25 protein-coding genes are annotated in these 25,799 nt (G+C 66.7%); 7 read left to right on the forward strand and 18 right to left on the reverse strand.

The window, feature by feature from the left end:
* Positions 1–75: 75 nt before the first annotated feature.
* The 3 genes from ACW17Z_RS17345 to ACW17Z_RS17355 all read right to left on the reverse strand — a co-directional run bounded on the left by ACW17Z_RS17345 (position 76) and on the right by ACW17Z_RS17355 (position 2,110).
* The gene (locus ACW17Z_RS17345) at positions 76–564 is read right to left on the reverse strand and encodes a DUF3291 domain-containing protein (RefSeq protein WP_492056912.1); all 489 of its coding nucleotides are present in this window, start codon (positions 562–564) and stop codon (positions 76–78) included.
* Positions 565–651: 87 nt separating this feature from the next.
* Positions 652–831: a rubredoxin gene (locus ACW17Z_RS17350; RefSeq protein WP_419321430.1), complete on the reverse strand. Its 180-nt coding sequence runs from the start codon at positions 829–831 to the stop codon at positions 652–654.
* A gap of 4 nt (positions 832–835) precedes the next feature.
* On the reverse strand, positions 836–2,110 hold the full coding sequence (locus ACW17Z_RS17355) for a cytochrome P450 (protein ID WP_492056913.1): 1,275 nt from the start codon (positions 2,108–2,110) through the stop codon (positions 836–838).
* An 85-nt stretch (positions 2,111–2,195) separates the two neighbouring features.
* Here ACW17Z_RS17355 and ACW17Z_RS17360 point away from each other — a divergent pair, with 85 nt between their 5' ends.
* A complete protein-coding gene (locus ACW17Z_RS17360; protein ID WP_419320881.1) occupies positions 2,196–2,822 on the forward strand; it encodes a TetR/AcrR family transcriptional regulator in 627 nt (208 codons plus the stop codon).
* A gap of 12 nt (positions 2,823–2,834) precedes the next feature.
* Here ACW17Z_RS17360 and purS read toward each other — a convergent pair whose 3' ends face one another.
* Positions 2,835–3,074 (reverse strand): phosphoribosylformylglycinamidine synthase subunit PurS, encoded by a 240-nt coding sequence (purS, locus tag ACW17Z_RS17365; RefSeq protein WP_419320882.1) that lies wholly within the window; start codon positions 3,072–3,074, stop codon positions 2,835–2,837.
* A gap of 123 nt (positions 3,075–3,197) precedes the next feature.
* Entirely contained in the window at positions 3,198–3,956 is a 759-nt protein-coding gene (gene purC / locus ACW17Z_RS17370; protein WP_419251917.1) for a phosphoribosylaminoimidazolesuccinocarboxamide synthase, read from the reverse strand.
* A 286-nt stretch (positions 3,957–4,242) separates the two neighbouring features.
* On the opposite strand from purC, the gene ACW17Z_RS17375 reads away from it, so the two are divergent.
* Positions 4,243–4,560, forward strand: a complete 318-nt coding sequence (locus ACW17Z_RS17375) for a DUF1476 domain-containing protein (protein WP_419320883.1) — start codon at positions 4,243–4,245, stop codon at positions 4,558–4,560.
* A gap of 150 nt (positions 4,561–4,710) precedes the next feature.
* Here the strand turns inward: ACW17Z_RS17375 and ACW17Z_RS17380 are convergent, their stop codons facing one another.
* From ACW17Z_RS17380 to ACW17Z_RS17420, 9 genes are all read right to left on the reverse strand, one after another.
* Positions 4,711–6,195, reverse strand: coding sequence for an amino acid permease (locus ACW17Z_RS17380; RefSeq protein WP_492056914.1), 1,485 nt, complete (start codon positions 6,193–6,195; stop codon positions 4,711–4,713).
* 116 nt (positions 6,196–6,311) lie between these two features.
* The gene (gene eutC, locus ACW17Z_RS17385; protein ID WP_492056915.1) at positions 6,312–7,100 is read right to left on the reverse strand and encodes an ethanolamine ammonia-lyase subunit EutC; all 789 of its coding nucleotides are present in this window, start codon (positions 7,098–7,100) and stop codon (positions 6,312–6,314) included.
* A complete protein-coding gene (locus ACW17Z_RS17390; RefSeq protein ID WP_492056916.1) occupies positions 7,097–8,473 on the reverse strand; it encodes an ethanolamine ammonia-lyase subunit EutB in 1,377 nt (458 codons plus the stop codon). The genes eutC and ACW17Z_RS17390 overlap by 4 nt, the downstream gene beginning before the upstream one ends.
* A gap of 185 nt (positions 8,474–8,658) precedes the next feature.
* Positions 8,659–9,162 (reverse strand): DNA-deoxyinosine glycosylase, encoded by a 504-nt coding sequence (locus ACW17Z_RS17395; protein WP_492056917.1) that lies wholly within the window; start codon positions 9,160–9,162, stop codon positions 8,659–8,661.
* Positions 9,152–9,892, reverse strand: a complete 741-nt coding sequence (locus ACW17Z_RS17400; protein WP_492056918.1) for a 2OG-Fe(II) oxygenase — start codon at positions 9,890–9,892, stop codon at positions 9,152–9,154. Before ACW17Z_RS17400 ends, ACW17Z_RS17395 begins: the two co-directional genes overlap by 11 nt.
* 2 nt (positions 9,893–9,894) lie before the next feature.
* Positions 9,895–11,205, reverse strand: a complete 1,311-nt coding sequence (gene purB / locus ACW17Z_RS17405) for an adenylosuccinate lyase (RefSeq protein WP_492056919.1) — start codon at positions 11,203–11,205, stop codon at positions 9,895–9,897.
* A gap of 353 nt (positions 11,206–11,558) precedes the next feature.
* Entirely contained in the window at positions 11,559–12,056 is a 498-nt protein-coding gene (locus ACW17Z_RS17410; protein WP_419251899.1) for a RidA family protein, read from the reverse strand.
* 23 nt (positions 12,057–12,079) lie between these two features.
* Positions 12,080–12,478 (reverse strand): c-type cytochrome, encoded by a 399-nt coding sequence (locus ACW17Z_RS17415; RefSeq protein ID WP_492056920.1) that lies wholly within the window; start codon positions 12,476–12,478, stop codon positions 12,080–12,082.
* Positions 12,479–12,501: 23 nt separating this feature from the next.
* A complete protein-coding gene (locus ACW17Z_RS17420) occupies positions 12,502–14,106 on the reverse strand; it encodes a flavin monoamine oxidase family protein (protein WP_492056921.1) in 1,605 nt (534 codons plus the stop codon).
* Between the two features lie 370 nt (positions 14,107–14,476).
* Here ACW17Z_RS17420 and ACW17Z_RS17425 point away from each other — a divergent pair, with 370 nt between their 5' ends.
* Entirely contained in the window at positions 14,477–14,977 is a 501-nt protein-coding gene (locus ACW17Z_RS17425) for a GNAT family N-acetyltransferase (RefSeq protein ID WP_492058552.1), read from the forward strand.
* 71 nt (positions 14,978–15,048) lie between these two features.
* Here ACW17Z_RS17425 and ACW17Z_RS17430 read toward each other — a convergent pair whose 3' ends face one another.
* Together ACW17Z_RS17430 and ACW17Z_RS17435 are read right to left on the reverse strand one after the other, a co-directional pair.
* On the reverse strand, positions 15,049–17,667 hold the full coding sequence (locus tag ACW17Z_RS17430) for a TonB-dependent receptor plug domain-containing protein (RefSeq protein ID WP_419320893.1): 2,619 nt from the start codon (positions 17,665–17,667) through the stop codon (positions 15,049–15,051).
* A gap of 285 nt (positions 17,668–17,952) precedes the next feature.
* Positions 17,953–18,297, reverse strand: coding sequence for a hypothetical protein (locus ACW17Z_RS17435; RefSeq protein WP_492056922.1), 345 nt, complete (start codon positions 18,295–18,297; stop codon positions 17,953–17,955).
* Positions 18,298–18,470: 173 nt separating this feature from the next.
* Here ACW17Z_RS17435 and ACW17Z_RS17440 point away from each other — a divergent pair, with 173 nt between their 5' ends.
* Entirely contained in the window at positions 18,471–19,448 is a 978-nt protein-coding gene (locus ACW17Z_RS17440) for a helix-turn-helix transcriptional regulator (protein WP_492056923.1), read from the forward strand.
* On the opposite strand, the gene ACW17Z_RS17445 is transcribed toward ACW17Z_RS17440, so the two are convergent.
* The gene (locus ACW17Z_RS17445; protein WP_492056924.1) at positions 19,445–20,455 is read right to left on the reverse strand and encodes a DNA topoisomerase IB; all 1,011 of its coding nucleotides are present in this window, start codon (positions 20,453–20,455) and stop codon (positions 19,445–19,447) included. The two genes, ACW17Z_RS17440 and ACW17Z_RS17445, sit on opposite strands and share 4 nt — an antisense overlap.
* A gap of 66 nt (positions 20,456–20,521) precedes the next feature.
* Between ACW17Z_RS17445 and rlmJ the strand changes: the two genes are divergently transcribed.
* From rlmJ to phaH, 3 genes are all read left to right on the forward strand, one after another.
* Entirely contained in the window at positions 20,522–21,349 is an 828-nt protein-coding gene (gene rlmJ / locus ACW17Z_RS17450; protein WP_492056925.1) for a 23S rRNA (adenine(2030)-N(6))-methyltransferase RlmJ, read from the forward strand.
* Complete coding sequence (gene chrA, locus ACW17Z_RS17455; RefSeq protein WP_492056926.1) at positions 21,346–22,629, forward strand: chromate efflux transporter; 1,284 nt, start codon at positions 21,346–21,348, stop codon at positions 22,627–22,629. Before rlmJ ends, chrA begins: the two co-directional genes overlap by 4 nt.
* An 86-nt stretch (positions 22,630–22,715) precedes the next feature.
* Positions 22,716–23,432: a phasin PhaH gene (phaH, locus tag ACW17Z_RS17460; protein WP_492056927.1), complete on the forward strand. Its 717-nt coding sequence runs from the start codon at positions 22,716–22,718 to the stop codon at positions 23,430–23,432.
* A 36-nt stretch (positions 23,433–23,468) separates the two neighbouring features.
* On the opposite strand, the gene ACW17Z_RS17465 is transcribed toward phaH, so the two are convergent.
* Positions 23,469–25,508 (reverse strand): alpha/beta hydrolase family protein, encoded by a 2,040-nt coding sequence (locus ACW17Z_RS17465; protein WP_492056928.1) that lies wholly within the window; start codon positions 25,506–25,508, stop codon positions 23,469–23,471.
* Positions 25,509–25,799 lie beyond the last annotated feature (291 nt).

A 25,799-nucleotide genomic window follows, 5' to 3' on the forward strand; every position in this document is an offset into this window, starting at 1 on the left:
AACAGTGTTCGACGTAATGTGCTCGTTCAGCGTGTGTAAGTCGAGTCCCTGACGCCGTGGGTCCTAGACGGCGCTCTAGGCTCCGCAGTCCTCCAGAACCGGCGCGACCGGGACGGCGTCCGGCGCCGGGAAGGGCGTCTTGAAGGTGAAGGCCTGCGCCGTCGGTCCGAGCCTTTCCAGAAGGGCCAGCCTTTCCTTGGCCTCCTCGATCGTCGGGCGGTGACCGGCCGGGACCCACCACAGCACCATGAAGACGTCCATGTGCTCGAACCACTCGCGGCGACGGCGCATGATCTTCACGTGGTCGCCGCGATAGACGAAGGCGCCCAGCGACGGGATGTCGGTCCAGACCGACATGTTGATGGCGATCAGCGGGTCTTCGTAGGGGGCAAGATCGGTGGCGTTGTTGCCCTCTCCGGTCAGCCGCCAGACAAAGCCGGGCGAGGCCTCGGCGATGGCGTTCACGGCGTCGAGATTGTCGGCGAAGTCCTTGATCATCGGGTGATCGATCGGTGCGCGCAGGCGACCGATATTGACCTGCGCCAGTTCGTACTTCGAGCCCATCACCGTCTCCCGCCAACTCAAACCGAACATTGTGCGGCCAAGCTGGCGGGGGAAGGGGGGCAGGGTGAAGAAATCGCCGCCTGCGCGTCAGAGCTCGATCATGTCGAAGTCCGACTTGGGCGTGCCGCACAGCGGGCAGATCCAGTGGGCGGGCAGATCCGCCCACCGGGTCCCCGGCGCCAGGCCTTCGCCCGGATCGCCCTCGGCCTCGTCATAGATGTAGCCGCAGGTTCGGCACTGCCAGACCTTGAAGGGCTCGCTCATGATCGCCTCAGCGCATCTTGAAGCGGATCGGCACCGCCTTGGGGCCGCAGACGAAATTGGCGGTCATCCGGGTGGGCTGACCGTCCAGCTCGACGCTGTCGACGCGGGCCAGCAGCTCTTCCCACAGCACCCGCATCTCCATCCGCGCCAGGTGCTGGCCCAGGCACACATGGGCGCCGTAGCCGAAGGCCACGTGCTTGTTGGGCGTGCGGTCGATGCGGAAGCTGAACGGATCCTCGAACACCGCCTCGTCGCGATTGCCCGACGGGTAGGACAGCATCAGCCAGTCGCCCTTGGCGATCTTGCGGCCGGCCAGTTCGGCGTCGGCGGTGGCGGTGCGCATGAAGTGCTTGACCGGCGTGACCCAGCGGATCGACTCCTCGACCAGGCCCGGGATCAGGCTGGGATCATTCTTGACGCGAGCGAACTGGTCGGGGTTCTCGGCCAGGGCCCACATGGCGCCGGCGGTGGTCGAGGAGGTGGTGTCGTGGCCCGCCGTGGCGGCGATGATGTAGTAGCTCATCGCCTCCAGGTGGCCCATCGGCTCGCCATTGACCTTGCCATTGGCGATGATGCTGGCCAGGTCCTCGCGCGGATTGGCCCGACGATCCTCGGTCATGGCGTTGAAATACATCATGAAGTCCATGATCACCGACTGCAGGCTGTCGATGCCCTCATTGACGTCGGTCGCGACCTTGCCGTCGCGGTTCAGATCGGGGTCGGCGCTGCCGAACAGCTCCTGGGTCAGTTTCAGCATGCGCGGCTCGTCGGCCTCGGGCACGCCCAGGACCTCCATGATCACGTGCAGCGGATAGAGGAAGGCCACGTCGCGGGCGAAGTCGCAGCGATCGCCCTGGGCGGCCATGCGGTCGATGAAGCTGCGGGCGATCTCGCGGATCCGCGCTTCCAGCGATCGCAGGTTCTGCGGCAGCAGCGAGCCCTGGGTCACGCGGCGATAGGCGAAATGGTCGGGATTATCCATCTGGACCAGCGAACGGACCAGATGCGGCGAGCCGCCCATCATGGCGCGCACCTTCTGGTCGGCCTCGATGGTGGTGACGATCGTCGCGCGGTCGCCGTTGTGGAACAGCTCGTTCTGGCGCTCGACCTCCAGGATGTCGGCATGGCGGGTGACCACCCAGAAGGGGTCGAAACCGTCGGGCTGGGCCACCTCCAGGGGACTCTCGCGGCGCAGCCGCGCGAAGGCCTGGTCGATGCGGTCGCCGTCGGCATAGGCCTTTGGGTCGACGATGGTGTTTGCGATATCAACGGGAATGGTCATGCGCGAACTCCTGGAACCTCCGGGAGCGGCTCTGTGGCCGCCTTTGTATTTGCTAGTTGTCCAACAAATAAGTAACCTCTGCAAGATGACATCCGCCCTTAAGGTTCCGCTTGTTCGCCGCAGCCAGTCCGATCGGCGTCAGCAGTCGGAGAGCGAGCTGCTGCGCGCGGCGGCCGAGCTGATCCTGGAACGCGGCATGGCGGCCGCCACCTTCGAGAACATCGGGGCGAGGGCGGGCTACAGCCGCGGGCTGGCGACCCAGAAGTTCGGGTCCAAGCAAGGACTGATCGAGGCGCTGATCGTCAGGCTTCAGGTGCGGCTGCAGGATCTGCTGGCCGACCACCAGCTGGACTGCGCCAACGGCCTGGAAGCGATCCTGGGGTTCGTGGACATCTACCTGCGCAATCTGGCGGAGGACGGCGAGATGCGCGCCTATTTCGTGCTGATGGCCGGGGCGGTGGCCGAGGTCTCGGATCTGCGCGGACCGTTCGCCGCCGTGCACAAGGAAGTCGAGACCCGTCTGGAGGCCATGTTCCTGAGGGGGCAGGCCGAAGGCGTGATCCGCGAGGGGCTGAACGCCGACGCGGCCGCCCTGATGGTCGGCGCCCTGCTGCTGGGGCTCAGCACCCAGATGCTGGTGGATCCCGGCCTCGATCTGGAACCGATCCGGGAAACCAGCTTGGCGACCCTCAGGGTCAGCTTCAGCGCCTGAGGCGCCAAGCGCCTAGTCGAGCGAGATCGCGTAGCTTTCGATCACGGTATTGGCGAGCAGCTTGTCGCACATCGCCTTGACCTCGGCCTTGGCCTTCTCGGCGTCGCCGTCGGCCACGTCGAACTCGATGGTGCGACCGACGCGGACGTTCTGAACGTCGGTCCAGCCCAGACCATGCAGGGCGTTCTCGACCGCCTTGCCCTGAACGTCGAGGACGCCGGGCTTGAGGAACACTTGGACCTTGGCTTTCAACTTCTTCTCCTCAAGGGAGAGGGGGAACCGCTTGGCGGTGGAGGGTGTACCGTCCACAGCCCAGGGCCTTCCCCCTCCGTCGCCTTTGGCGACACCTCCCCGTTCCGGGGGAGGATCTGAAACCTAATGCATGCCGCCCTGAATGACGGTCGGCATTTCCTTCATGATACCCAGGCGGCGGGCCACCTCGGTATAGCTCTCGATGACATTGCCCAGATCGCGACGGAAGCGGTCCTTGTCCAGCTTCTCGTTGGTCTGGCTGTCCCACAGGCGGCAGCTGTCGGGGCTGATTTCGTCAGCCAGGATCACGCGGCTGAAATCGCCTTCGTAGATGCGGCCAAACTCGATCTTGAAGTCGACCAGCGTGATGCCGACGCCGCTGAACAGGCCCGACAGATAGTCGTTCACCCGCAGGGCCATGGCCATCATGTCGTCGATCTCCTGGGTGGCCGCCCAGTTGAACGCGGTGATGTGCTCTTCCGACACCATCGGGTCGTTGAGCTTGTCGTCCTTGTAGTAGAACTCAATGATCGAGCGCGGCAGGGCCTGGCCCTCGGGCAGGCCCAGGCGCGTAGCGATCGAGCCGGCGGCGATGTTGCGCACCACCACCTCGAGCGGGATGATCTCGACTTCCTTGATCAGCTGCTCGCGCAGGTTCAGGCGGCGGATGAAGTGGTTCTGCACGCCGATGCCGTTCAGGCGAGTCATGACGTACTCGCTGATCCGGTTGTTGATCACGCCCTTGCCTTCCAGCTGGGCCTTCTTCTCGCCGTTGAACGCCGTGGCGTCATCCTTGAAGTACTGGATCAGCGTACCGGGCTCGGGGCCCTCGTACAGGATCTTCGCCTTGCCTTCGTAGATCTTCTTGCGGCGGGTCGTCATGGCTCTCGTCGAGGCCCTTCATGGATGCGAAGCGCGCCCCCTGATCCGGGGGTGTCCGAAGAAACGAAAAGCGCGCGCGGCCGGATAGCTGCGCGCGGCGTTCGACTCAAGGCCGCTCACTGAAAATGTCAGGTGGAACTTATCTGAATGAGGGCGGGCGCGCAAACCTGGGGGGTCAGCTTCCGTTCAGGTCTTTGGGCGTAAAGCGAAGGCTGCGGCGTATCCGCCGATTGCGAGTTGGCCCGTCACGGGATAGACAGCCGCCTTAGACGCATTTGGGGCCTTCATGACCACTTTCGACGATCGCGAACAGGGTTTCGAACGCAAGTTCGTTCTGGACCAGGACCTCGAGTTCAAGGCGACCGCGCGCCGCAACCGCCTGCTGGGCGAATGGGCCGCTGGCCTGATGGGCCTCGCCACGGTCGAGGAATATGCACGCGCCGTCGTGAAGTCGGACTTCGAACAGCCCGGCGACGAGGATGTGCTGCGCAAGGTTTCGGGCGATCTCAAGGGCTCGGGCGTCTCGGTGTCCGAGAGCGAAGTGCGCATGAAGATGGACGAGCTGCTGGCCCAGGCCCGCGAGCAGATCAAGACGGGCGCCTGAAATCAGCGCCGGTCTAGGCCGAACGAACAAGGGTCGCCCGTCGGGGCGGCCCTTTTCTTTGCATTCCGCGCGGCCGGCAGGGGGTGACGCCGGACGTGGAAGCCCGGCGCCTTTTCCGATCCGACAGCCGTTTCACACCGCGCGGAGACCCTAGGCGTTCTTGCCGCCGTTGAGGGCGAAGGCCTCCTCGGGGGACAGCACCAGCTTCTTGCGACCGACGGCCGCGAAATAGGCGATGCCGATCGCGAACCAGATCGCCACCCCGATGACGCCGGTCCGATAGATCGGATCCTTCAGCTGATAGACGATGGTGACCAGCGAGATGATCACCGTCAGGGCCGCGCCGGTGACGCCGAACCGGCTCTTGTAGGGCCGTTCCATGTCCGGGAATTTCCGGCGCAGCAGGATGAACGACGCGCCCTGGGCGACGTAGGACAGCATGGCCCCGAACACCGCCATGTTCAGCAGCGTGCCGCCGATCGCCGCGGCGCCCTTTTCGGCGCCCAGGCTGAACCACACCACCAGCATGACCAGCAGGCCGGCCAGCGAACCGGCGATCAGGGCCATCTCGGGCGTCTTGCGCTCGCCATGGGTCACCGACAGGGCGCGCGGGAAGTAGCCGGCCCGCGACAGCGAATAGATCTGGCGGCCATAGGCGAAGATGATGGCGTGGAAGCTGGCGATCAGCCCTGCTACCGCCACCGCCGCCAGCACCTTGGCCAGGGCTCCGCCGCCATAGATGGCGCGGAAGCCGTCAAGGATCGGCTCGCCGGACTTGGACAGGGCGAAGGTCCCGGCGGGAATCGACGAATTGAGCCACAGCACCAGCAGGGCCGAGACGATCAGGGTCAGCATGCCCAGGATGATGCCTTTGGGCAGATCCCGCGCCGGCGTGTGGGATTCCTCGGCCGCCAGGGGCAGCTGCTCGATGGCCAGGAACAGCCAGACCGCGAAGGGCAGCTGGGCCAGCGCCCCGCCGATCCCGGCCGGCAGGAACGGTCCGTGGCCCTCGGGCAGCTCGGTCCCGCCAGGGCCGACATTGAGGGCGTATCGCATGAAGTCGGCATGGGGCAGGGCGCTGATCCAGAACACCACCAGGCAGGCCAGGGCCAGCAGGGTGACGAACACCGTGAAGCGGAACGACATCGCCACGCCGCCGGCGTTCAGGCCGACAAACACGATATAGGCCCCCACCCAGTAGAGCGGCTGCGCCCAGGGCGGCGTCTCGAAGATGCCGCCCAGATAGCTGCCGATGAAGAAGCAGACCACGGCGGCGGTCAGCACATATTCGACGTTCTCGCACAGGCCGGTGATGAAGCCGCCCCAGGGGCCCATCGCGGCGCGGGCGAAGGAATAGGCGCCGCCCGTGTGCGGCTGGGCCGCCGCCATTTCGGCGATCGAGAAGGTCAGGCCCAGATACATGACGGTGATGATCAGGGTGGCCACCAGCATGCCGCCCCAGCCGCCGACGCCCATGCCGAGATTCCAGCCCGAGAACTGGCCCGAGATCACCGCGCCGACGCCCAGCGCCCACAGCGAGAAGACGCCCGCATAGCGCTTGAGGCCGCGCTTGTCGAAATAGGCCGCATCGACCTTTTCGTAGCTGACGCCGCCGCCGGCTGATGGTTCGCTCATCATGGTTCCCCTGTCCCGGACTATCCCCGTAACCAGAGCCTGCGCGCCGGTCGCGCCAGCGGCGAGCCCGCGGCGGCGATCGCCCAGCCCCCATCGTCCGGCCGCGCACTATTTGGTCAGAGAAAACGCGGGTCGGTCAAATTGCGGGCGACGGGCAGGGTAGCGGTATCGCTCTCGTCCTTCAGGGCCACGCCCGTCTGTCCCTGGCGCAGGGCCTCGCGCGCCAGCCAGACCAGCTTGAAGGCGGCCTCGTCGTAGCTGAGTCCCTCGGCGCGGATATTGGAGACGCAGTTGCGGGCGGCGTCGGTCAGGCCCACCCGGGGCGCGAAGGTCAGATAGGCGCCCAGACTGTCGGGCGACGACAGGCCGGGCCGCTCGCCGACCAGCAGCAGGACCAGACGCGCGCCCAGCCGCTCGCCGACCTCGTCGCCCAGGGCCACGCGCGCCTGATGGGCGACGATCACCGGCGCAAGGCTCCAGCCCTCGGCGCGGATCAGGGGCAGAAGGGCGGCGATCAGCGGCGCGGCGTGGGCGTGGACGGCGGTGCTGGACAGGCCGTCGGCGACGACGATGGCCAGATCGGCCGGCTTGCACGGCGCGTGCTCCAGCAAGGCGCGGCTGGCGTCTGACAATTGCCGACCCAGGTCCGGCCGACGCAGATAGGTGGCGCGGTCCGGCGCGGCGCTTTCGACAGGCAGGACCGCAAGGCCAAGGCCGGCGACGGCGTCAGTAACCGCCTGGATATCGAACGGCGTATGCACCGCGTCGCGGGCCTGGGCATGGGCCAGGGCGAAGGCCAGCAGCTCGTGGGTGGGCAGGCTGGCGCCCGTGCGGCCCAGGGCGATGCGGGCGGGGGTATGGCTGCGCAGGGCTGTCCATGGATCGGGCGGAACCAGCCGGCTCATGCGCTTGCCGTCAGCAGCGGGTGGCCGGCCGAGGGTGGCGTCAGGCGGCCGTCGGCCCCGGTGATCTTCAGGCGCTGCAGCCAGGCCTCGAACTCCGGCGCGCGCTTGCGGCCCAGCAGGTCGCGGACATAGAGAGCGTCGTGGAACGAGGTCGACTGGTAGTTCAGCATCACGTCGTCGGCGCCCGGCACGCCCATGATGAAGGTGATCCCCGCTGTGGCCAGCAGGGTCAGCAGGCTGTCCATGTCGTCCTGATCGGCCTCGGCGTGGTTGGTGTAGCAGACGTCCACGCCCAGGGGCGCGCCCAGCAGCTTGCCGCAGAAATGGTCCTCAAGGCCCGCCCGGATGATCTGCTTGCCGTCATAGAGGTATTCGGGGCCGATGAAGCCGACCACGCTGTTGACCAGCAGCGGCTCGAACGCCCGGGCCACGCCGTAAGCCCTGGCCTCCAGCGTCTGCTGGTCGACGCCGTGATGCGCCCCGGCCGACAGGGCCGAGCCCTGGCCGGTCTCGAAATACATGACGTTGTCGCCGACCGTTCCCCGCTTCAGCGAGCGCCCGGCATCCAGGCCTTCCCGCAGCAGGGCCAGGGTGACGCCGAAGCTGGCATTGGCGGCCTCCGTGCCCGCGATCGACTGGAACACCAGGTCCACCGGCGCGCCGCGCTCGATCAGGGCGATGGCGCTGGTCACGTGGGTCAGGACGCAGGACTGGGTCGGGATCTCGAACCTCTGGATCAGATCGTCCATTAGCCGCGACAGCTCGCCCAGCACCGAGAGATTGTCGCTGGCCGGATTGATGCCGATCACCGCGTCGCCGCAGCCATACAGCAGGCCGTCCAGGATCGAGGCGGTGATCCCGGCCGGATCGTCGGTCGGGTGATTGGGCTGCAGCCGCACGGCCATTGTCCCGGGCAGGCCGATGGTGTTGCGGAACGTCGTCGTCACCTGGCACTTGCTGGCCGCCAGGATCAGGTCCTGATTGCGCATGATCTTGCTGACCGCGGCGACCATCTCCGGCGTCAGGCCCGGCGCGAGCGCGGCCAGAACGGCGGGTGTGGCGGCGTCCGACAGCAGCCAGTCGCGGAAGGCTCCGACCGTCAGGCTGGCGACCGGCGCGAAGGCGGCCGCGTCGTGGCCGTCGAGGATCAGGCGGGTGACTTCGTCGGTCTCATAAGGGACCAGGGCCTCGGTCAGGAAGGTTTTCAGCGGCGTGTCGGCCAGCACCATCTTCGCCGCAACATTCTGCTGGGCGCTGGTGGCCGCGACACCGGCCAGCATGTCGCCCGAGCGCGGAGGCGAGGCCTTGGCCATCAGATCGGCCAGACCGTCAAAGGCATAGGTCGTTCCGGCCACGGCGCGCGCATAGGTCATGGTCGCAGCCTGACCTGCAAACGCGCCGCCGACAAACGAAAGCCGCCCCGTGTCTGCCGCGCACCGCGCCGTGCCGCCACAACGGCAAGACCTGCTTGAAATGATTCACTTGGCCAGGCGCTTGCGATGACTGTCTTCACCATCCACTACGCCTTGGCGTTGACCGCTCATGGCAGACCGCCAGACTAGGCCAGCCAGTCCTTCAGCACGCTCCAGGCCTCCGCCTTCTGCGCGAAGCTACGCGCTGCGTGGGCCGGACTGGAAGAGGGCAGGGCGATCAGCTCAGGCCGCCCCTCCATCGACGCCAGCAGGCGCATGCCCAACCTGGCCGAGGTTCCGCCGTTGAAGGCCACGGCGCTCAGGATGGGCAGGGTCTTCACCAGGGCCAGCAGGTCGTTGGCGCTGGAGTTGAGGATCGCGGCGTCCAGGCTGCCGCGCCGCTCGGCCTCGGCCACGACGTCCCACAAACCCACGCCGCGTGACTGGAGTGTCGCCAGGCGATCTGCGTAGGCCAGGGTCACGAGCGGCGCATCCAGCACCGTCTCCAGTAACCGCCAGAAGGCGTTGCGCGGGTTGGCGTAGTACTGGCCGGCCGCCAGCGAGGCCTCGCCCGGCAGGCTGCCGAGGATCAGGAGGCGGGTGTTCTGGTCGACGACAGGCGGGAAGCTTCTCTTGCGCTCAGCGGCCATTGGGCGGGTCGTTCCGCAGCCAGCCGGTGACGGTCAGGCGCGGCGCGCCGGCATAGGGAGCGACGGGCGCCACCGAGTGTTTGCGCGGCACCTTGAACAGGGTCAGCACATTGAAGGCCGGCGCGAAGCCGCGCTCGACGTCGCCGGCGTCATCGTGAAACAGCAGCTGGCCGCCCCAGTCGGGCCGCCACTGGCGGGTCAGGCCCAGGGTGTAGGCCGCCAGTCGCTCACCCACTCCGGTGTCGTCATGCAGGGTCAGAAAGTCGGCGGGGCGATACAGGGTCGCCTGGGCGTCGACCTTGGTGATAGTCGTCTCGCCGGTGACGGCGGCGCCGAAGGCAATGAATTCGGGGCTGTTGAGGAAGGCCGTCAAGGCGTGGATCGGGTGCCCGGGGTCGCGGCCTTCAACGAAGGCGTTGATCATCGGATAGCCCAGATAGATGTAGGCAAACCCGCTGCGGGCCCGCAGCGTGGCGGCGTGGAAGCGGGCGGCCACGGCGTCGGGACCAAGCTCTGCGCGGCGGGCGCGGCTGAGGATCTCGGCGCCGCCCGTCTCGTTGGAGCAGATCACGTCCCAGTCGATGGTCTGTTCCAGAATGCCGGCCAGGCGGTCGACGACTCCGGGCTCGAACACATCGGGAATGCGCACCACGCCGTCGCGCGCATAGGCCTGCGCGAAGGCCGCCGGATCCAGCGCCGGATTGAGGCGAAGGACCGGCGCTTCCGTCATTGTCAGCCCTGCTCGCCGAACACGCGCTTGAAGATCACGTCGACGTTCTTGGTGTGATAGCCGTAGTCGAACAGCTCCTCGAGCACGGTGTCCGACAGGGCCTTGGAGACCACGGGGTCGGCCTTGAGGAAGTCGATGAACCGACCCTCGCCGCGCCACACCTTCATCGAGTTTCCCTGCACGGCGGCATAGGCGTCTTCGCGGCTGACACCCTCTTGCGTCAGGGCCAGCATGACCCGCTGCGAGAACACCAGGCCCCCCAGTTTGTCGAGGTTCTTGGCCATGTTCTCGGGATAGATGTTGAAGCGCTCAATGACGCTGGCCATGCGGCGCAGGGCGAAGTCGAGGTGGACGGTGGCGTCCGGACCGATGCCACGCTCGACCGACGAGTGGCTGATGTCGCGCTCGTGCCAGAGGGCGACGTTTTCCAGGGCCGGGGTCACGGCCGAGCGGACCAGACGGGCCAGGCCGGTCAGGTTCTCGGTCAGGATCGGGTTGCGCTTGTGCGGCATGGCCGACGAGCCCTTCTGACCGACCTCGAACGGCTCTTCGGCTTCCAGCACTTCCGTGCGCTGAAGGTGGCGGATCTCGGTGGCCAGGCGCTCGATCGACGAGGCGACCACGCCCAGGGCGCAGAAATAGGCCGCGTGGCGGTCGCGCGGGATGACCTGGGTCGAGACGGGCTCGACGGTCAGGCCCATCATCTTGGCGACATGTTCCTCGACGCGCGGATCGACATTGGCGAAGGTGCCGACGGCGCCCGAGATCGCGCAGGTGGCGATCTCGAACTTGGCCATCGCGAGTCGTTCTTTTGCCCGCTGGAACTCGGCGTAATAACCGGCGAGCTTGAGGCCAAAGGTGATCGGTTCGGCGTGGATGCCGTGGCTGCGACCGACGCAGACCGTCATCTTGTGCTCAAGGGCCCGGCGCTTTAGGGCGGCCAGCAGCAGGTCGACGCCCTCGATCAGCAGATCGGTGGAACGCGACAGCTGCACGGCGAAACAGGTGTCCAGCACGTCGCTGCTGGTCATGCCCTGATGCAGGAAGCGCGCTTCGGGGCCGACGATTTCCGACACGTGGGTCAGGAAGGCGATGACGTCGTGCTTGGTGACGCGCTCGATCTCGTCGATGCGGTCGCTGTCCCAGACCGCGTCGCGGCCCTTTTCCCAGATCGTCTGGGCCGACAGCTTGGGAATGACCCCAAGTTCGGCCATGGCGTCGGCGGCGTGGGCCTCGATCTCGAACCAGATCTTGTACTTGGTCTGGCTGGACCAGATGGCGGCGGCTTCGGGGCGGGCGTAGCGGCTGATCATGGACGGGGCGTTTCGGCCGGACCGTCGCTTGAGTCAAGCATGATGGCCGGCGCAAGCCGGACAAAAAGACGGCCGCCTCCCAGGAGGAGAAGGCGGCCGAGTCATTGGGAGGAAACGCCCTAGAAGGGCATGACCTTTATAGCGCAGCTCGATTTGCTTGACAACGTTGTCAGCGAAAAGAATTCGGATCTCGATGAAATCATCAACGATTTCGCTCTTCCCGGCCAAGGCCACGGCCCAGATCGAACCCGCGAGCTTGCAAGACCGAAAAAGGGAGACAGGCGCGAACCTGTCTCCCTTTCCGGATTAATCTTGGCCCTGGCCTTAGCCGGGGAGAGTGGATTCTATTGGATCTACTTCTTCTTGGCGGCCTGGACCTCGATCTCGACCAGCATGCCACCGGCCACCAGGCCCGCGACCTGGCTGGTGATGCGCGAGGGCTTGTTGGGCTGTTCGGCGGTGCCGAACAGGGTCTTGTAGGCTTCCATCATGCCGGCGAAGTCCATCTTGCCGCCCTTGGCCGGGTCGCCGACCAGCAGGACGCGCATCATGACGACGTCGCCCATGGTCGCGCCCTGAGTCTTCAGCGCGTCCTCGATGCGCTTGAGCACGCCAAGCGTCTGGGTTTTGGTGTCGCCGTAGGTGGCGGTCAGGGCAGGGTCGCCCTTGGGGTCGATCATCGGCGGGACCATGCCGCTGACATAGATGGTGTCAAAGCCGGCCGGCACGGTGACGACGCTGGCGATGGCCGACTTGGGGTCGCCGCCGCGAACGATGTCCTGGGCGGATGCCGCGCCGGCGAGACCGGCGGCCAGAGCGAGGCCAGCGGCGAGGGTTGCGAAACGGGTCATGGTCTTCTCCTGGAAAGGGTCGATCAGTGAGCTTGCAGGCCACGGGCCTTCTGGGCGGCCTTGGCCTTGGTGCGGATGGCGGCGACTTCGGCGGCCGTCACCGGCTTGGCCTTGTTGCCCCATGAGGTGCGGACATAGCTGATGATACCGGCCAGATCGGCGTCGTTGAGGTCGTCCTTGAACGCGGGCATGCCGGCCCGGCCGTTCAGCACGGTGGTGACCAGAAGCGCGGGCGGACCGCTGACCAGCGGCGAGGCGACCAGGGTCGGGAAGGCGCCCTTGATGCCTTTGCCGGTCACCTGATGGCAGGCCGAGCAGTTGTCTTCGTAAAGGTCCTTGGGCGACGACGCGGCCGAGGCCACAGCGGGCGCCAAGGCGGCGGCGACAAGGCAGAGCAGGGCGAAACGGGAAGCAGACTTCATTTTTGTTCTCGGGTCCTCGGGTCTCAGGCCTGCTGCACGCGGGCATGGATCTTGGCGATCTGCTGCCAGGCCGACTCGATGGCCCCGGCCTGCCAGCCGCCAAGGTAGCTGAGGTGTTCGCCGGCGAGATAGAGGCGACCGTCGGGTTCGCACAGCACCGGATAGGCGTCGCGGCGACCGGCCTCGCCCCATTCGGCCCAGCCGCCCAGATTGAACTCGGCCAAATGCCAAGCGAAGGAGAACGCGTTCTCATAGTTGGCGGCGTATTCGGGGAAGACCTTCTGTCCGCCGGCCACGGCGAAGGCCGCGCGGTCGGCTGGGCTCATAGCGCTGATCCGCGCCGCCTGGCTGCCGAAATTGTAGAAGCCCAACAGCACGCCCTTCTGGCTCTGCCAGCCGGTGGAGGGCAGGGTGATGGTGCCGATGCCAGGGATGTCGTTGTAGATGTGGCCGCCATAGATGTGATGGTTCTCTTCCCAGAACCGGGTCTTCATCTGCAGACCGATCTTGTTGACCGGCGCATAGGCCACGCCCGCCATCGCCGCCTTGAACGGCGTCGAGGCGTCGATATCGATCTGCTTGAGCACGCTGAGCGGGATGGTGCAGATGCAGTAGTCGGCCTCGATCTCGCCGGTCTTGCCCGAGGCGTCCTTGAAGGCGACCTTCACGCCCTTGCCCGTCTGCTTGATCTTCTCGACGACGGTCGAGTAGCGGATCATCGATCCGACCTGCTTTTCGAAGCCCTTGGCGATCTGGTCCATGCCGCCGATGGGTTGCAGCATGGTGCGCTGCTGTTCGTAGCCGGTGACCGAGCTCAGAACCCGCCAGGCCTTGCTGTCGAGCACGTCCTTGAAGGCGAAGGGCTCTAGCTCCTTGCCGGGGCCCGGATTGACGCCGGCGCCCGGGTGCACGGAAAAGCCACGCCCCTCGGTGCCCGTATAGGCCAGGTCCTTGGGTGACAGGCGGCCTTCGTTGATCATGTAGGCGATGAAGGTCTCGCGGTCGGCCGGGGTCAGGGCGGCGTCGAGCTCGCCCTTGCTGGCGGCCTTGGCGATCAGTTCAGCCGTGTAACCCCGGGCGTCGGCGGCGAGCTCGCCCTTGCGGATCGGCTTGCCAGCCAGCGGGCCCTTGCCCTTCTCGAAATAGACATAGGCGGCGTCATTGTCGTTGACGAAGCTCTCCAGCAGCACGCCAAACAGCTTGGTGTAGTGCAGGGTCGAGCGGTGGTGATACGGGATCCGCCAGGCGCCGTGGTTGATGTACAGCCCCTCGTCGAACTCGCAGGTCTGCTTGTTGCCCAGCAGGTCGGTGTGTTCGAAGCCCTTGCGCGAGGTCTGGCAACGGCCGCCGGCGAACGACCGCGCCTCCAGGATCTGGACCTGATAGCCGGCCTTGGAGAGTTCATAGGCGGCGGTCATGCCGGCCAGGCCGGCGCCCAGCACGATGATCTTCGTGCCCTTGACGTCGCCGGTCAGGGTGGGCGGCAATTCCGTGGCCGAGGCCATGCCGAAACCCAGGGCGTCCATGCCCGAAAGCGCCAGGGAAATGCCGCCCACCGCAGCCAGTCCCTCGAAGAAGCGCCGCCGGGTCAGAACTTCGCCCGTCGCCAGGCCTGCAGTCGTATTCATGCCAATCCGCCACTCAACAGCCGACGCCGAAAACGCGTGCATCGCCAAAACGATACACCTTTCGTTCCTCCGGTCGAACGCGCCCCCGCCGAAGTCCGGGCCATCTCGAAATTTCGTGGGAACCGGCGCAACCTGATTTCGGACGACGGACGATCTGACATGTTAGATGCGCCCCGGATGCTCCGCCCTTGGGCGCCTGGGGCGCCCCGTGTGCGAACCGTGGGCGGGTGGCGATGATCAAGCGCAGAGGGCGGGAATCACTCTTCCTTCGCCCCAGGCGCGACGCATCAACGGACCAAGGTTTCGCGAGGAGAGCGCCGTGAGCACAACAGGATTCCCACTTCGCTTGCGGCTGGCGCAACCTGAGGACATGCCGGTTCTGTCGGCCCTGATGAATGCGGCGATCAGCGAGCTTCTGACGTCGTTCCTGCCGCCCGAAGGGGTCAGGGCCTCGTTCGAGATCATGGGTCTGGACAGCCAGCTGATCGCCGACGGCACCTATTTCGTGGTCGAGGACGGCGATCAGATCGCCGGCTGCGGTGGTTGGAGCCGGCGCGCCACGCTGTTCGGCGGGGATCACTCCGCCGGGCGCGACGCGGCGCTGCTGGATCCCAGGATCGACGCCGCTCGGGTGCGGGCGATGTACACACACCCCGATCACACTCGGAAAGGCGTGGGCCGCCTGGTGCTGGACGCCTGCGAGGCGGCTGCGGCGGCCGAGGGGTTTGCCCGCGCCGAGATGGCGGCGACGATGGGCGGCGTGCCGCTCTATCGCGCCTGCGGCTATCACGACATCGAGCCGTTCACGGCGATGACGTCGAGCGGCTATGCGGTGCCGCTGATCCGCATGGGCAAGGCGCTGGGGCGCTAGCTCCGGTCGTCCAGCCAAACGAAAAGGGCCAGGCTTTCGCCTGGCCCTTCGGTTTTGTCTGGATCGCAATCCTAGAAGGTCGCGGACATCTTCATGTACCAGAAGCCGCCCTGCCAATCGACGATGGCGTCCGAGCGATAGAGGCGGCCGTTGGTGGCCGACTCGCCGGTCTTGTCGACGTCGGGATAGTTGGCGAACAGGTTCCGGGCGCCGATGGCGATCGTGTAGTTGTCCGTCGCCGCGTAGCTGAACTCGGTGTCGACGAAGACTTCCGGGTCCCACTTCTGGACGATCGGATTGCCGACGCTGAACTGGTTCTTGTACGGACCGTAGATGTTGGCCCGGGCAACGGCCTTGAACTTGCCGATCTCGTGGCTGGCCGACACCACCGAACGCCAGCGGGGCGCGGCGTTCTCGAAGTCATGCACCCCTTCGGCGTCGAAGAAGTTGGCCGAGAACACCTTGTCGATCTTGAACTTGTTGTAGTTGCCGCTGGCCGTGAAGCTGGTGGACTGGCCGTTGGACCAGTTGGCGCGGTAGGTGGCCACCACGTCGACCCCGGAGGTCGTGGAGTCGAAGGCGTTCTGGAAGAATTGCACTTGGCCGATGGTGTCAGCCCCGGGAACCGAGGCTGCGATCAGGGCGGCGCGGATGACCGGCGTCACGGTGATCGGGGTGGTGGCGTAGAACTGGTCCTTGATCTCGATGCTGTAGGCGTCGACCGTCAGGCTCAGGCCGTCCATCAGCGAGGCGGTGAAGCCGGCCGCGATGTTCAGCGACTTTTCGGGCTTCAGCTCCTTGGCGCCCATGAACTGGGCCACCGGGTTGGCGGCCGGGAACAGGCCCGAGGCGATAATCGCGCCGTTTTCGACGCGGGTCGACACGTTGGTGGTGAACAGCTGGCCGGGCGTGGGAGCCCGGAAGCCGGTGCCGATCGAGCCGCGAACGCCGAAGCCGTCGGTGATCTGGTACTGGGTGGCGACCTTGCCGTTCCAGGTGCTGCCGAAGTCCGAGAAGTGCTCGCCACGCACGGCGACGTCGAAGAACCAGGCCTCGGTGATGTTGGCCGAGGCTTCGGCGTATCCGGCATAGGAGTCGCGGGTCAGCTTGCCCGAATAGGCTGGGGGCGAACCCGGTGCGCCGTTCGAACCGACCGCCAGAGCGTTGTAGGTCGGGTCGATGCCGGCGAAACCGTCAGCGGTGGTGGACAGGTAGTTGGCGCAGTTCAGGCCCGCCGTGACGGGCAGGGCCAGGCCTGCGGCCGTCGGTGTGCGGGTGGTGGTGTTGCAGAAGCCGTAGGGGTTGGGCACGGCATAGGTGCCGGCCGCGTAGGAGGGCACGTCGCCAGGCTCGATCTCGTAACCTTCCTCGCGGTACTCGGCGCCGAAGTTCAGCGTGACCGGGGTGTTGAAGCCGGCCATGGCGAAGTCATAGGCGAAGTCGGCGTTTGCGGCCGTTTCCGTCGAGATCAGTGCGCCGACATAGAAGGACTTCGGCGAGGCCGGGCCCATCGACGGGTTGACCGTATCCCACAGGGTGTAGACCAGCTTGTCGTTACCGTAGCGGCCGCTGAAGTCGTACTGCAGCTCGCCCATCTTGCCCTTGAGGCCGCCTGTGACGCTGTAGTCGGTGATGTCGCCGCCGAACATCGGTGTGAAGCCGGCCGGGAAGATCGAGCTGAACAGGAAGATCGAGCCGTCCTGCTGGCGGATCGGCGTGGCGTTGACCGCGTTGCTGACCGGCGGACGATAGTTGAAATACTCGACCGCGCTGCTCTTGGAGTAGTTGGCGAAGCCGTAGATCGTCATCGTGTCGCTGATGTCGTAGCCAGCATTGACGACGCCGCGCAGGGCTTCGGCGTCAGGTTGACCCCACTTCTGGACGTAGTCTTTGATCAAGGCGCCATAGGACGGGTTGGCGGCCGCGTAGCTGGTGACGCAGAAGCCGGCCGACTGGTTGGGAATGCCGACGTTGCAATACTGCTTGCCGCGGTTGACCTGGTTCTGGCTGGTGTATTCGAACGTACCGTTGATGAAGCCGCTGTCGCCGAGTGGCAGGCCGAGGTTGCCGGTGACCAGCACGTCTTCGCCGTCGCCCAGATAGAATTGGCCGTACTGCGCGGTGAGCGAACCGCCGCTGGGGCTGTCCTTCAGCTGGAAGTCGATGACGCCGGCGATGGCGTCCGAGCCGTACTGCGCGCCGGCGCCGTCACGGGTGACGACCACGTTCTTGAGGGCCGAGGCCGGGATGGTGGCGGCGTCAGGCGCCTGGGCGCCGGTGCCGCCGATGCTGACCAGCGCCGAACGGTGGCGGCGCTTGGAGTTGACCATGAACAGGGTCTTGTCGGTGGGAAGTCCGCGCAGGCTGGCGGGACGGATGAAGGTCGCGCCGTCCGAGATCGGCTCACGGGCCAGGGTGTAGGACGGGACCAGCGTCTTCAGAATGTCGTTGGTGTCGGTGAAGGCGGCGGACTTCAGGTCTGCTTCGCTGAAGGAGTCCACCGGGACCGCGCTGTCCAGAACGGTGCGGGGCTTGCCGCGCGCCGTGACGATCAGGGTCTCAAGTTCGGAAGTGGTTTCAGGCGCCGGGTCGGCGGCCGGGTCTGCGGCGTGCGCCGCGACCGAGTATCCAAAAGTAACGGACATCGCAGAGATACCTGCGAGTAGAGTCGTTTTAAAGTGTCGATTCATGGAGAGCCCCCTCGTTCAATTTATCAACGCAAGATTGATTCCTTCTCCACGGCGTTTATCTCCCAAACTTTTCTGCTTTTGATACTGACGCGATTTTTCACTCGGACGTTGCCGGCTAATTCAGCGTGGAGTGAAGGTGGCGGCTTCCGCAATGGGGGCGACGACAAGAAGTCGTCACAAATACGCGCTGCGGCCCCGGCGCCCCTTTGGGGGGCGTCGAGACCGCATTTTTAGGCAGAACCTTGCTTGTGGATTGTGCGGATCGGAGGCCTTGCCCCCGCCAGGTCAGGCCACGAGGCGTTGATCAACCGGCTGGTGCGCCTCGGACTCGAACAGATCATAGGCGTCTTCCCAGGCCGCCAGACGCGAGTCGCGACGCTCGGCGTCGTCGATGACCCGGATGATCTGGTCCTCGCGATCGTTCCACACCACGCCTAGATCGACGACCCGCTCGGCGTCACGGCCCAGCAGCAGGATGACATCGGCGCGGGCCGCGCGTTCATGGCTGATCCGCATCAGGGTGCGTCCGGCGCCCAGGTCGCGATGAATGTCTGCGAAGGCCAGCACGGCCGAGATCATCGGCGCATTGACGGGGGCGATGGCCCAGACGGGGCAGGCAAAACGGGACATGGGCGTCTCCTGAGAGCCTGACCGTTTCGTTCGAAACGGACGAACAGGCTCGCTTTCAAAGTGGAGAGCGTGACGAGCGCTGAAACCGGCATCCACTTTCAGCTGTCACGCTCTCGTTCGGACCAGACCTGTTTGCACGTGCCGTGCGCCAGATTCGGTCGTATAGAGAACGTATGAGGCACGAAAAAGCTGCACGGCTCCTGGACCTGGCCCGCATGCTGGCGGGATCGAGCGAGGGCATGACCCTGGACGAGATGGCGCGCGCCCTGGATGTGGGTCGGCGCACGGCTGAGCGCATGCGCGATGCGGTCTGGGCCGCCTTTCCCCAGATGGAAGTGGTCGACGATCCGCCGACCCGGCGATTCCGCATTCCCGCCGGTCTGGACGGCCTGTTCCAGACGCCCACGGCCGAGGAGCTGGCGGCGCTGCGGACGGCGGCTGATTCCTACAAGGCCTCGGGCGCCGACGGCCGGGCCGCCTCGCTGTTCGCCCTGGAGCGCAAGCTGCTGTCGGCCTTGCGCGGCGCGGCCCGTCGCAAGGTCGCCCCCGATGTCGAGGCCCTGGTCCAGGCCGAGACCATCGCCATCCATGCCGGACCCCGGCCCTATGAAGACGAGGCCGCCCTGGCGGCCATCCGCACGGCGATCAAGGGGCTGAGCGCGCTGTCGTTCCGCTATGACGGCGGCAGCACCCCGGGCCGCACGCGCGAGGTGACGCCGCTGGGCATCCTGTTCGCCCGCAGCAACTATCTGGTGGCCCTTGAGGGCGAGGACATGCGCCCGCGTTCCTGGCGGCTGGACAAGATGAAGGCCCTGAAGGTGCTCGACCGGCCGGCCCCGCCGCCGGAGGACTTCTCGCTGCAGGCCTTCGCCGACGAGAGCTTCGGCATCTATCACGGCGCGGTCGAGGATGTGGTGCTGCGCATCCGGCCCGACCGGGCCGAGGATGCGATGCGCTGGCGTTTCCACTCCACCCAGACCGTGCGGCCCGAGCCGGACGGCTCGGTCACGGTGGCCTTCCGCGCGGCGGGCATGCTGGAGCTGGCCTGGCACCTGTTCACCTGGGGCGACGGCGTGGAGATCGTCTCGCCGCCAGGCCTGCGCCAGCTGATGGTGACCGAGTTGAAGCGGGCGCTGGCGGCCCACGGCTAGTTTCCCACGAGCCGCAACAACGCAAGTTCGCCGGCGCGCGCCGAAGCGCTCCTGCCGGACGGCAGCTGCCCCGCTTCATAGGCCTCCAGCACCCGCGGGTGGATATAGGCCGCGCGACAGACGGCCGGGGTGTTTCCCAGCAGGCCCGCGACCGCCTTGACGCACACGGTCACCGATCGCTTGGCCTCGGTCGCGGTTTCCGCGGGCGGCAGCGCGCGCAGACCCTCCATGAGCGCCAGGGATCCAGCCCAGGTGCGGAAGTCCTTGGCCGAGAAATCGGATCCACAGGCGGCGCGGATATAGTCATTGACGTCGCTGGACTCGACGGCCCGTCGCTCGCCGCCCTCATCGACATATTTGAATAGGCGCTGACCGGGGAGATCCTGGCACGCGCGGACGACGCGCGTCAGGCGGCGGTCCTGGAACCCTGTCTTGTGGCTCTTGCCGCTCTTGCCGCGAAACTCGAACACCGCGCCGCCGCTGGCCAGCCGCAGGTGGCGCTTTTGCATCGTCGTCAGGCCAAAGCTCTTGTTGGTCCGGGCATATTCGTCATTGCCCACGCGGATCAGGGTCAGCTCGAGCAGCCGGACCACGGCGGCCAGCACCTTCTCGCGCGGCAGGCCGCGACGGGCCAGATCGGCCGCGACGCGCTTGCGCAGCCGGGGCAGGGCGCGGCCGAAGGCGGCCATCCGCTCGAACTTGCGCACGTCGCGATCAGCCCGCCAGTCCGGGTGATAGCGATACTGCTTGCGACCCCTATGGTCGCGACCCACAGCCTGGATGTGGCCGCGCTGGCTGGGGCAGATCCAGACCTCGGTCCAGGCGGGCGGAATGGCCAGGCCCCGCAGGCGCTCGAGGGTCGCCTCGTCTTTCAGGGGCTTGCCGTCGACATCGACATAGCGAAAGCCCGATGCCGTCGCGCGTCGGCCCAGGCCGTTGTGGTGGTCGTCGCAATAGACCAGTGCGGAACTGGCGATCGGGGCCATCTGGTGGGTGTCGCGGGCCATGGTTTGCCTCCCTATCGCCGTGCAACGTGATAGAGGAAGCGCCGGTTCCGGGAGCCCGCGTCAGACATGAACTATCGCCACGCCTATCACGCCGGAAACTTCGCCGACCTGCAGAAGCACGCGATCCTGCTGGCGGTACTGGAGGCGCTGAAGGCGCGGTCGCCCAGCCTGTCGGTGATCGACACCCATGCGGGGGCCGGCGGCTACGACCTGAGCGGCGAGATGGCGCGGCGGTCGGGCGAAGCCGACGCCGGGATCTTCCGCCTGCTGCAGGAAGTCGACGCGCCCGCCGTGTTCGCCCCGCTGGTCGCGGCCGTGCGGGCCATGAACGGCGGCCAGGACGGGCCGCTCTATCCGGGCTCGCCGCTGCTGATCGCCGGGGCCCTGCGCCGTGAGGATCGCTACACCGCCTGCGAACTTCGCGACGACGATTTCGACCTGCTGCGCCGCTCGCTGGCGCCCTACGCCTTCGCCCAGGCGTCCAAGGCCGACGGCTACGAGACCGCCGCGGCTCGGGCAGGCCGAGGAGGGCGGGCCTTCATCCTGATCGATCCGCCGTTCGAGCGCCCGGACGACTATGCCCGCATTGTCGAGGTGACGCGCCAGGCGCTGCAGCGCGATCCCGCCGCCGTGCTGGCGATCTGGACGCCGCTGAAGGACCTGGAAACCTTTGACGCCTTCATCCGCGCGCTGGAAACTGTCACGAATGACGCGCTAGTGGCCGAGGTCAGACTTCGCCCCTTGCTGGATCCGATGAAGATGAACGGAAGCGCCATGGTGCTGGTCGGCGCCCCGCCCGAGGTCGAGCCCGCCGTGCGCGCGGCCACCGACTGGATCGTCCGCCATCTGGGCCAGGCCGGCGGCGCGGCCAGGGTCTGGCGGACCAGCGCGTGAGCGGACCCGCGCCGAGTTTCAGCGAGGCGCTGGGGGTTTGGCTGAAGATCGGCTGCTTGGGATTTGGCGGTCCTGCCGGTCAGATCGCCCTGCTGCACAAGACCGTGGTCGAGGAAAAGGGCTGGGTCGACGAGGCCCGGTTCGCCCATGCCCTGAGCTTCTGCATGCTGCTGCCGGGACCCGAGGCCCAGCAACTGGCGGTCTGGCTCGGCTGGCGGCTGCATGGCGTGCGGGGCGGCGTGGCGGCCGGGTTGCTGTTCGTGCTGCCTGGGCTGGCCATCATGCTGGGCCTGTCGGCGCTGTATGTCGTGTACGGACGATCGGAATGGGCCGGGCCCGTGCTGCTGGGCCTGAAGGCCGCGGTGGTGGCGCTGGTGGCCCAGGCCCTGCTGCGGATCGGCGGCCGAACGATCCGCGACCGCGCCGGACTGGCGATCGCCGTCTCCGCCTTTGCCCTGCTGAGCTTTACGGTTTTGCCGTTCCCGCTGCTGATCCTGGCGGCGGGCGCGATCGGGTGGGGACTGGGCGGCGGCGCGATCGCGCCGGGCGTGTCGGAGGCGGTTGTCGCGCGCGGCGGAACGCTGCGGACCGTGACGATCTGGCTGGCCGTGTGGCTGACGCCGGTCGCGGCGGCCCTGGCCATCGCGCCAGACTCCGTGGTGGCGCGGATGGGGGGCATCTTCAGCGGTCTGGCGGTGGTCAGTTTCGGCGGCGCCTATGCGGCCCTGGCCTATCTGGGCCAGGCGGCCGCCGCTTTCGGCTGGCTCACCCCGGTCCAGATGCTGGACGGCCTGGGCCTGGCCGAGACGACCCCGGGGCCGCTGGTGCTGGTCTTCGTCTTCGTCGGCTTTGTCGGCGCCTATCAGGCGGCCGCGCCGGAATGGGCCTGGATCGCCGGTCTGGCCGGCGGCCTGATGGCGGCCTGGGCGACCTTCGCGCCGTCATTCCTCTGGATCTTCGCCGGCGGGCCCTTCGTCGAGCGCCTGCGCGGACATCCGCGTCCGGCGCGCGCCCTGGCCATGGTTTCTGCGGCCGCCGTCGGGGTCATTGGTCAACTGGCGGTGTGGTTTGCCACGCATCTGCTGTTTCGCACCGGCGGAGCGCTGGCCTGGGGCCCGTTGAAGGCTGCCATTCCTGACCCCGCCAGCCTGGATATTGTCGCCCTGGGCATGACAGCCCTGGCTCTGGGTCTGACCTTCGCCCTGCGCCTGCCGGTGCTGGCCCTGGTGGCGGTGATGATGGCCACGGGGCTGGCCCTGAAAGTCTCCGGACTGGCTTGACCTAACGGCAACATTTTCGCACTTGCGAACGCCAGAACTGTGTTATGTTGCATTGCACAAAAATCGCGGTTGCCGGAGCGCGCGCCATGGTTTCCAACCTGTCTTTCTTTCCTGAGTTCAAGGCCGAGCGGGGCGACCCCGAAACGGCGCCACACGTGATGATCGGCGCGGCCTCGCCGCTGTGGCTGATGTTCGGCGGCGCGGCCGCTGCGGGCGCCGCCTGGTGGTGGTGGGCGTCGCGCTGGCGCGAGGCCGTCAATGTCGAGGCGCTCAGCGCCCTGGCGCCGGAACCGCTGGCGCCGCCCGCGGCCGAGTGGGTCGAGCCGATCGCCGATCCCGTCGTCGAACCCGCGCTGGACCTGGCCACCGAGGTCCTTCTCCAGCCGGTCGAGCTTGCCGCAGAAGCGACGGTCGAGACTCTCGAGGCCGTCGAAGCCGCTGGCGAGCTGGCGGCCGAGGCGCTCATTGAAATCGCCGAGACCATCGTTCCTGAGCCCGTCGCGCCTGTCGCAATGCTCGAACCGGCGGCAGACGTCGAGGCGGTGGCTGTCGAGGCTGCGGTCGCGGCTCCGACCGAAACCGCCAAGCTGCTCGCCGACGACCTGACCCGCGTGGTCGGGATCGGTCCCAAGCTGGCGGCGTCGCTGAGCGAACTGGGCGTGACCAGCTTCAGCCAGATGGCCGCTTGGACCGCCGAAGACATCCAGTCGATTGACCAGTTGCTCAATCTCAAGGGCCGGGTCGACCGCGACGCCTGGGTCGCCCAGGCCAAGCGTTTCGCCGGCGCAGCGACCGAGGCCTGAGGCCCCGGTCGCTGACCTTAGGGTCGTAACCGGGGGTCAGCGGCTCGGGCCGATGCCCCCGGGGCCGCACTCGGTGTTGAGGTATTTTTCGATCTCGACCAGCTGGGTTTCGAGCATGGCCGGTTCCATGGTGATGAAGCCGTGGCCCATGTCCTTGATTTCGAGATAGCGGTGCGGCTTGCCCGCCGCCTTCAGCGCATCGACGAACTTGCGGGACTGTTTGACATCGACGTTGGTGTCGCGGTCGCCGTGATAGATGAACAGCGGGATCTGGGCGGTCTTGGCCTGTTCCAGGGCGTCCAGGCCCCGGATCGTCGGGTTCTGGAACTCGCGCTGGAGCCGGTTGTCGAACGTGGCCTGCTTGAGGCTGGCCAGGTCGCCTGCGCCGGCCCCCGAGATCGCGCACTGATACAGGCCGTTAGGCCGGATGGCGGCGGCGAGGGCCGAATAGCCCCCGTAGGAATAGCCGAACATGGCGACCGCGTCGGGCGCGGCGATTTTCTGGTCGATCAGCCATTTGACGCCGTCGTCCTTGTCGTCCTGCATCTTCTGGCCCCACTCGCCGTCGCCGGCGCGCCACAGCTTCTGACCCCAGCCCTCAGAGCCGCGGAACTGCGGCTGCAGCACGGCGTAGCCGCGGCTGGCGAAATACTGAACCCAGCCGGCGGTGTCCCATTCCAGGTTGTCGCGCGCCCAGGGACCGCCATGCGGCTCGATCAGGGTGGGGTAGGGGCCGGGACCGAACTGGCCGGCCGGCGGCGTGGTCAGGAAGGCCGGGATCATCAAGCCGTCGCGGGCCGCATACTGCACCAGCCGCGTCGCGCCCAGCGAGGCGGTGTCCAGGTCAGGGCGAACCTTGCCGAGCAGTTGCAGGGTGCCGGACGCGTTGAGCAGGTAGTACTCGCCCGGATTGCCGGGACCGGACTTCTCGACGATGAAATGCTTCAGGTCTTCTGACCAGTCGGTGATCATCGCGTCGGCGCCGTCGGTCACGGGCAGGCGCGTCGCCGCTCCGGTGGCGGGATCAACCCAGTTCATGGCGATGGTCTTCACGCCCAGCGCCGTCCGCAGGCCCTTGTTGAGCGCAGCCAGGATCTCGTCGGTCCAGTAGATGCTGTTGGTCGGGCCTGCATAGCTGAAGCCCAGCACCCGGCCATAGTCCCTGACGGCGCTGGATGTGATCACGCCGCCGGCGTCGAACAGCTTGTGCTCAAGCAGCGGCTCGACGATCTGGCGGGCCTTGATGTCGTAGACATACAGACCGGCCTTGTCGCGGCCCCGGCTGGACGAAATGTAGATGATGTTGGGATCTTCGGTGAAGCCGACGATCGAGACCGGTTCACGGTCCTTGGCGTACCAGCGGAAGTGCTCTGACCACTCGCCATTGGTCGGATCGCGGATCCACTGGGCGATATAGACCGCACCCTTGTCGTAGTTCAGTTCCTGGCGCGTCCGGATCTCGCCCTTGAGATCCAGATCGAAGCCGAAGAAGCGATCCGAGCCGCGCATCAGGCGCTCGGTCTCGCCGGAGTAAATGTCGACTTTAACGATGTCGCCCCGCGTGTTGATCCGCGCGTCTTCGACCACGACGTGGCGCGGATCGGCGGGCAGGGTGTCGATCAGGGTCGCATCGTCGAACTTGGCCAGATAGGCCTCGAGCTCAGACTTGGCCCGCGTATCCGGTAATAGGGTCGTCCACGACTTGCCCTCCAGGTCCGACACGTACTGACGCGTGAGGTGGCCCTTGTCATTGCCCTGGGTGAAGGTCTGGATCGTCCGCACCAGCAGGCGGTCATTCTTCAGGAAGCTGACGCCGAGGATGCGGACCTTGGCGGCCGAGATAACCGCCGGCGGCTTGTCCAGCGCGTCGGTGGCCCAGACTGAGATCGTCGGGCTCTGGCCCGCAGGCGAGGTCAGGGCCACGATGTGCTTGCCGTCGCGCGAGATCTGCACGTTGCTGATGGCCGGCGGGTCGGAGAAGACCTTGGCGGGCAGGGGCGCGGCGTGGAGCGCCGGGGCTGTCAGCCCCAGCAGACTGGCGACGGTCGCGATGAGCAGGCGTGGAACGAATCTCACAGGGGGCTCCAGGGCGGAAGGGTGAGTCGCGGCCGAGGTGCGGCTTGCGACCAGAACTCTACAATAGCGATCAGGAGAATCTGGCCAAGCCGTCAGATGGCGCCCCCGGGCGCCTACTGAGCCGACAAGTGCGTGCCGAATGTCACACCGTGTCGAAATTGCGTCGGCAATGCGACGTATAAGTTGCGGTGGGCGCCCGGAAAAGTTCATTTCTAGATGTGGCCAAGTCTTGCTCGCTTAGGGTGAGTGCTCTTCAAAACTCGCCACATTCTGCGAAATCACGGAGGCCGT

The organism is Caulobacter sp. GSs2 (genome assembly GCF_058680895.1).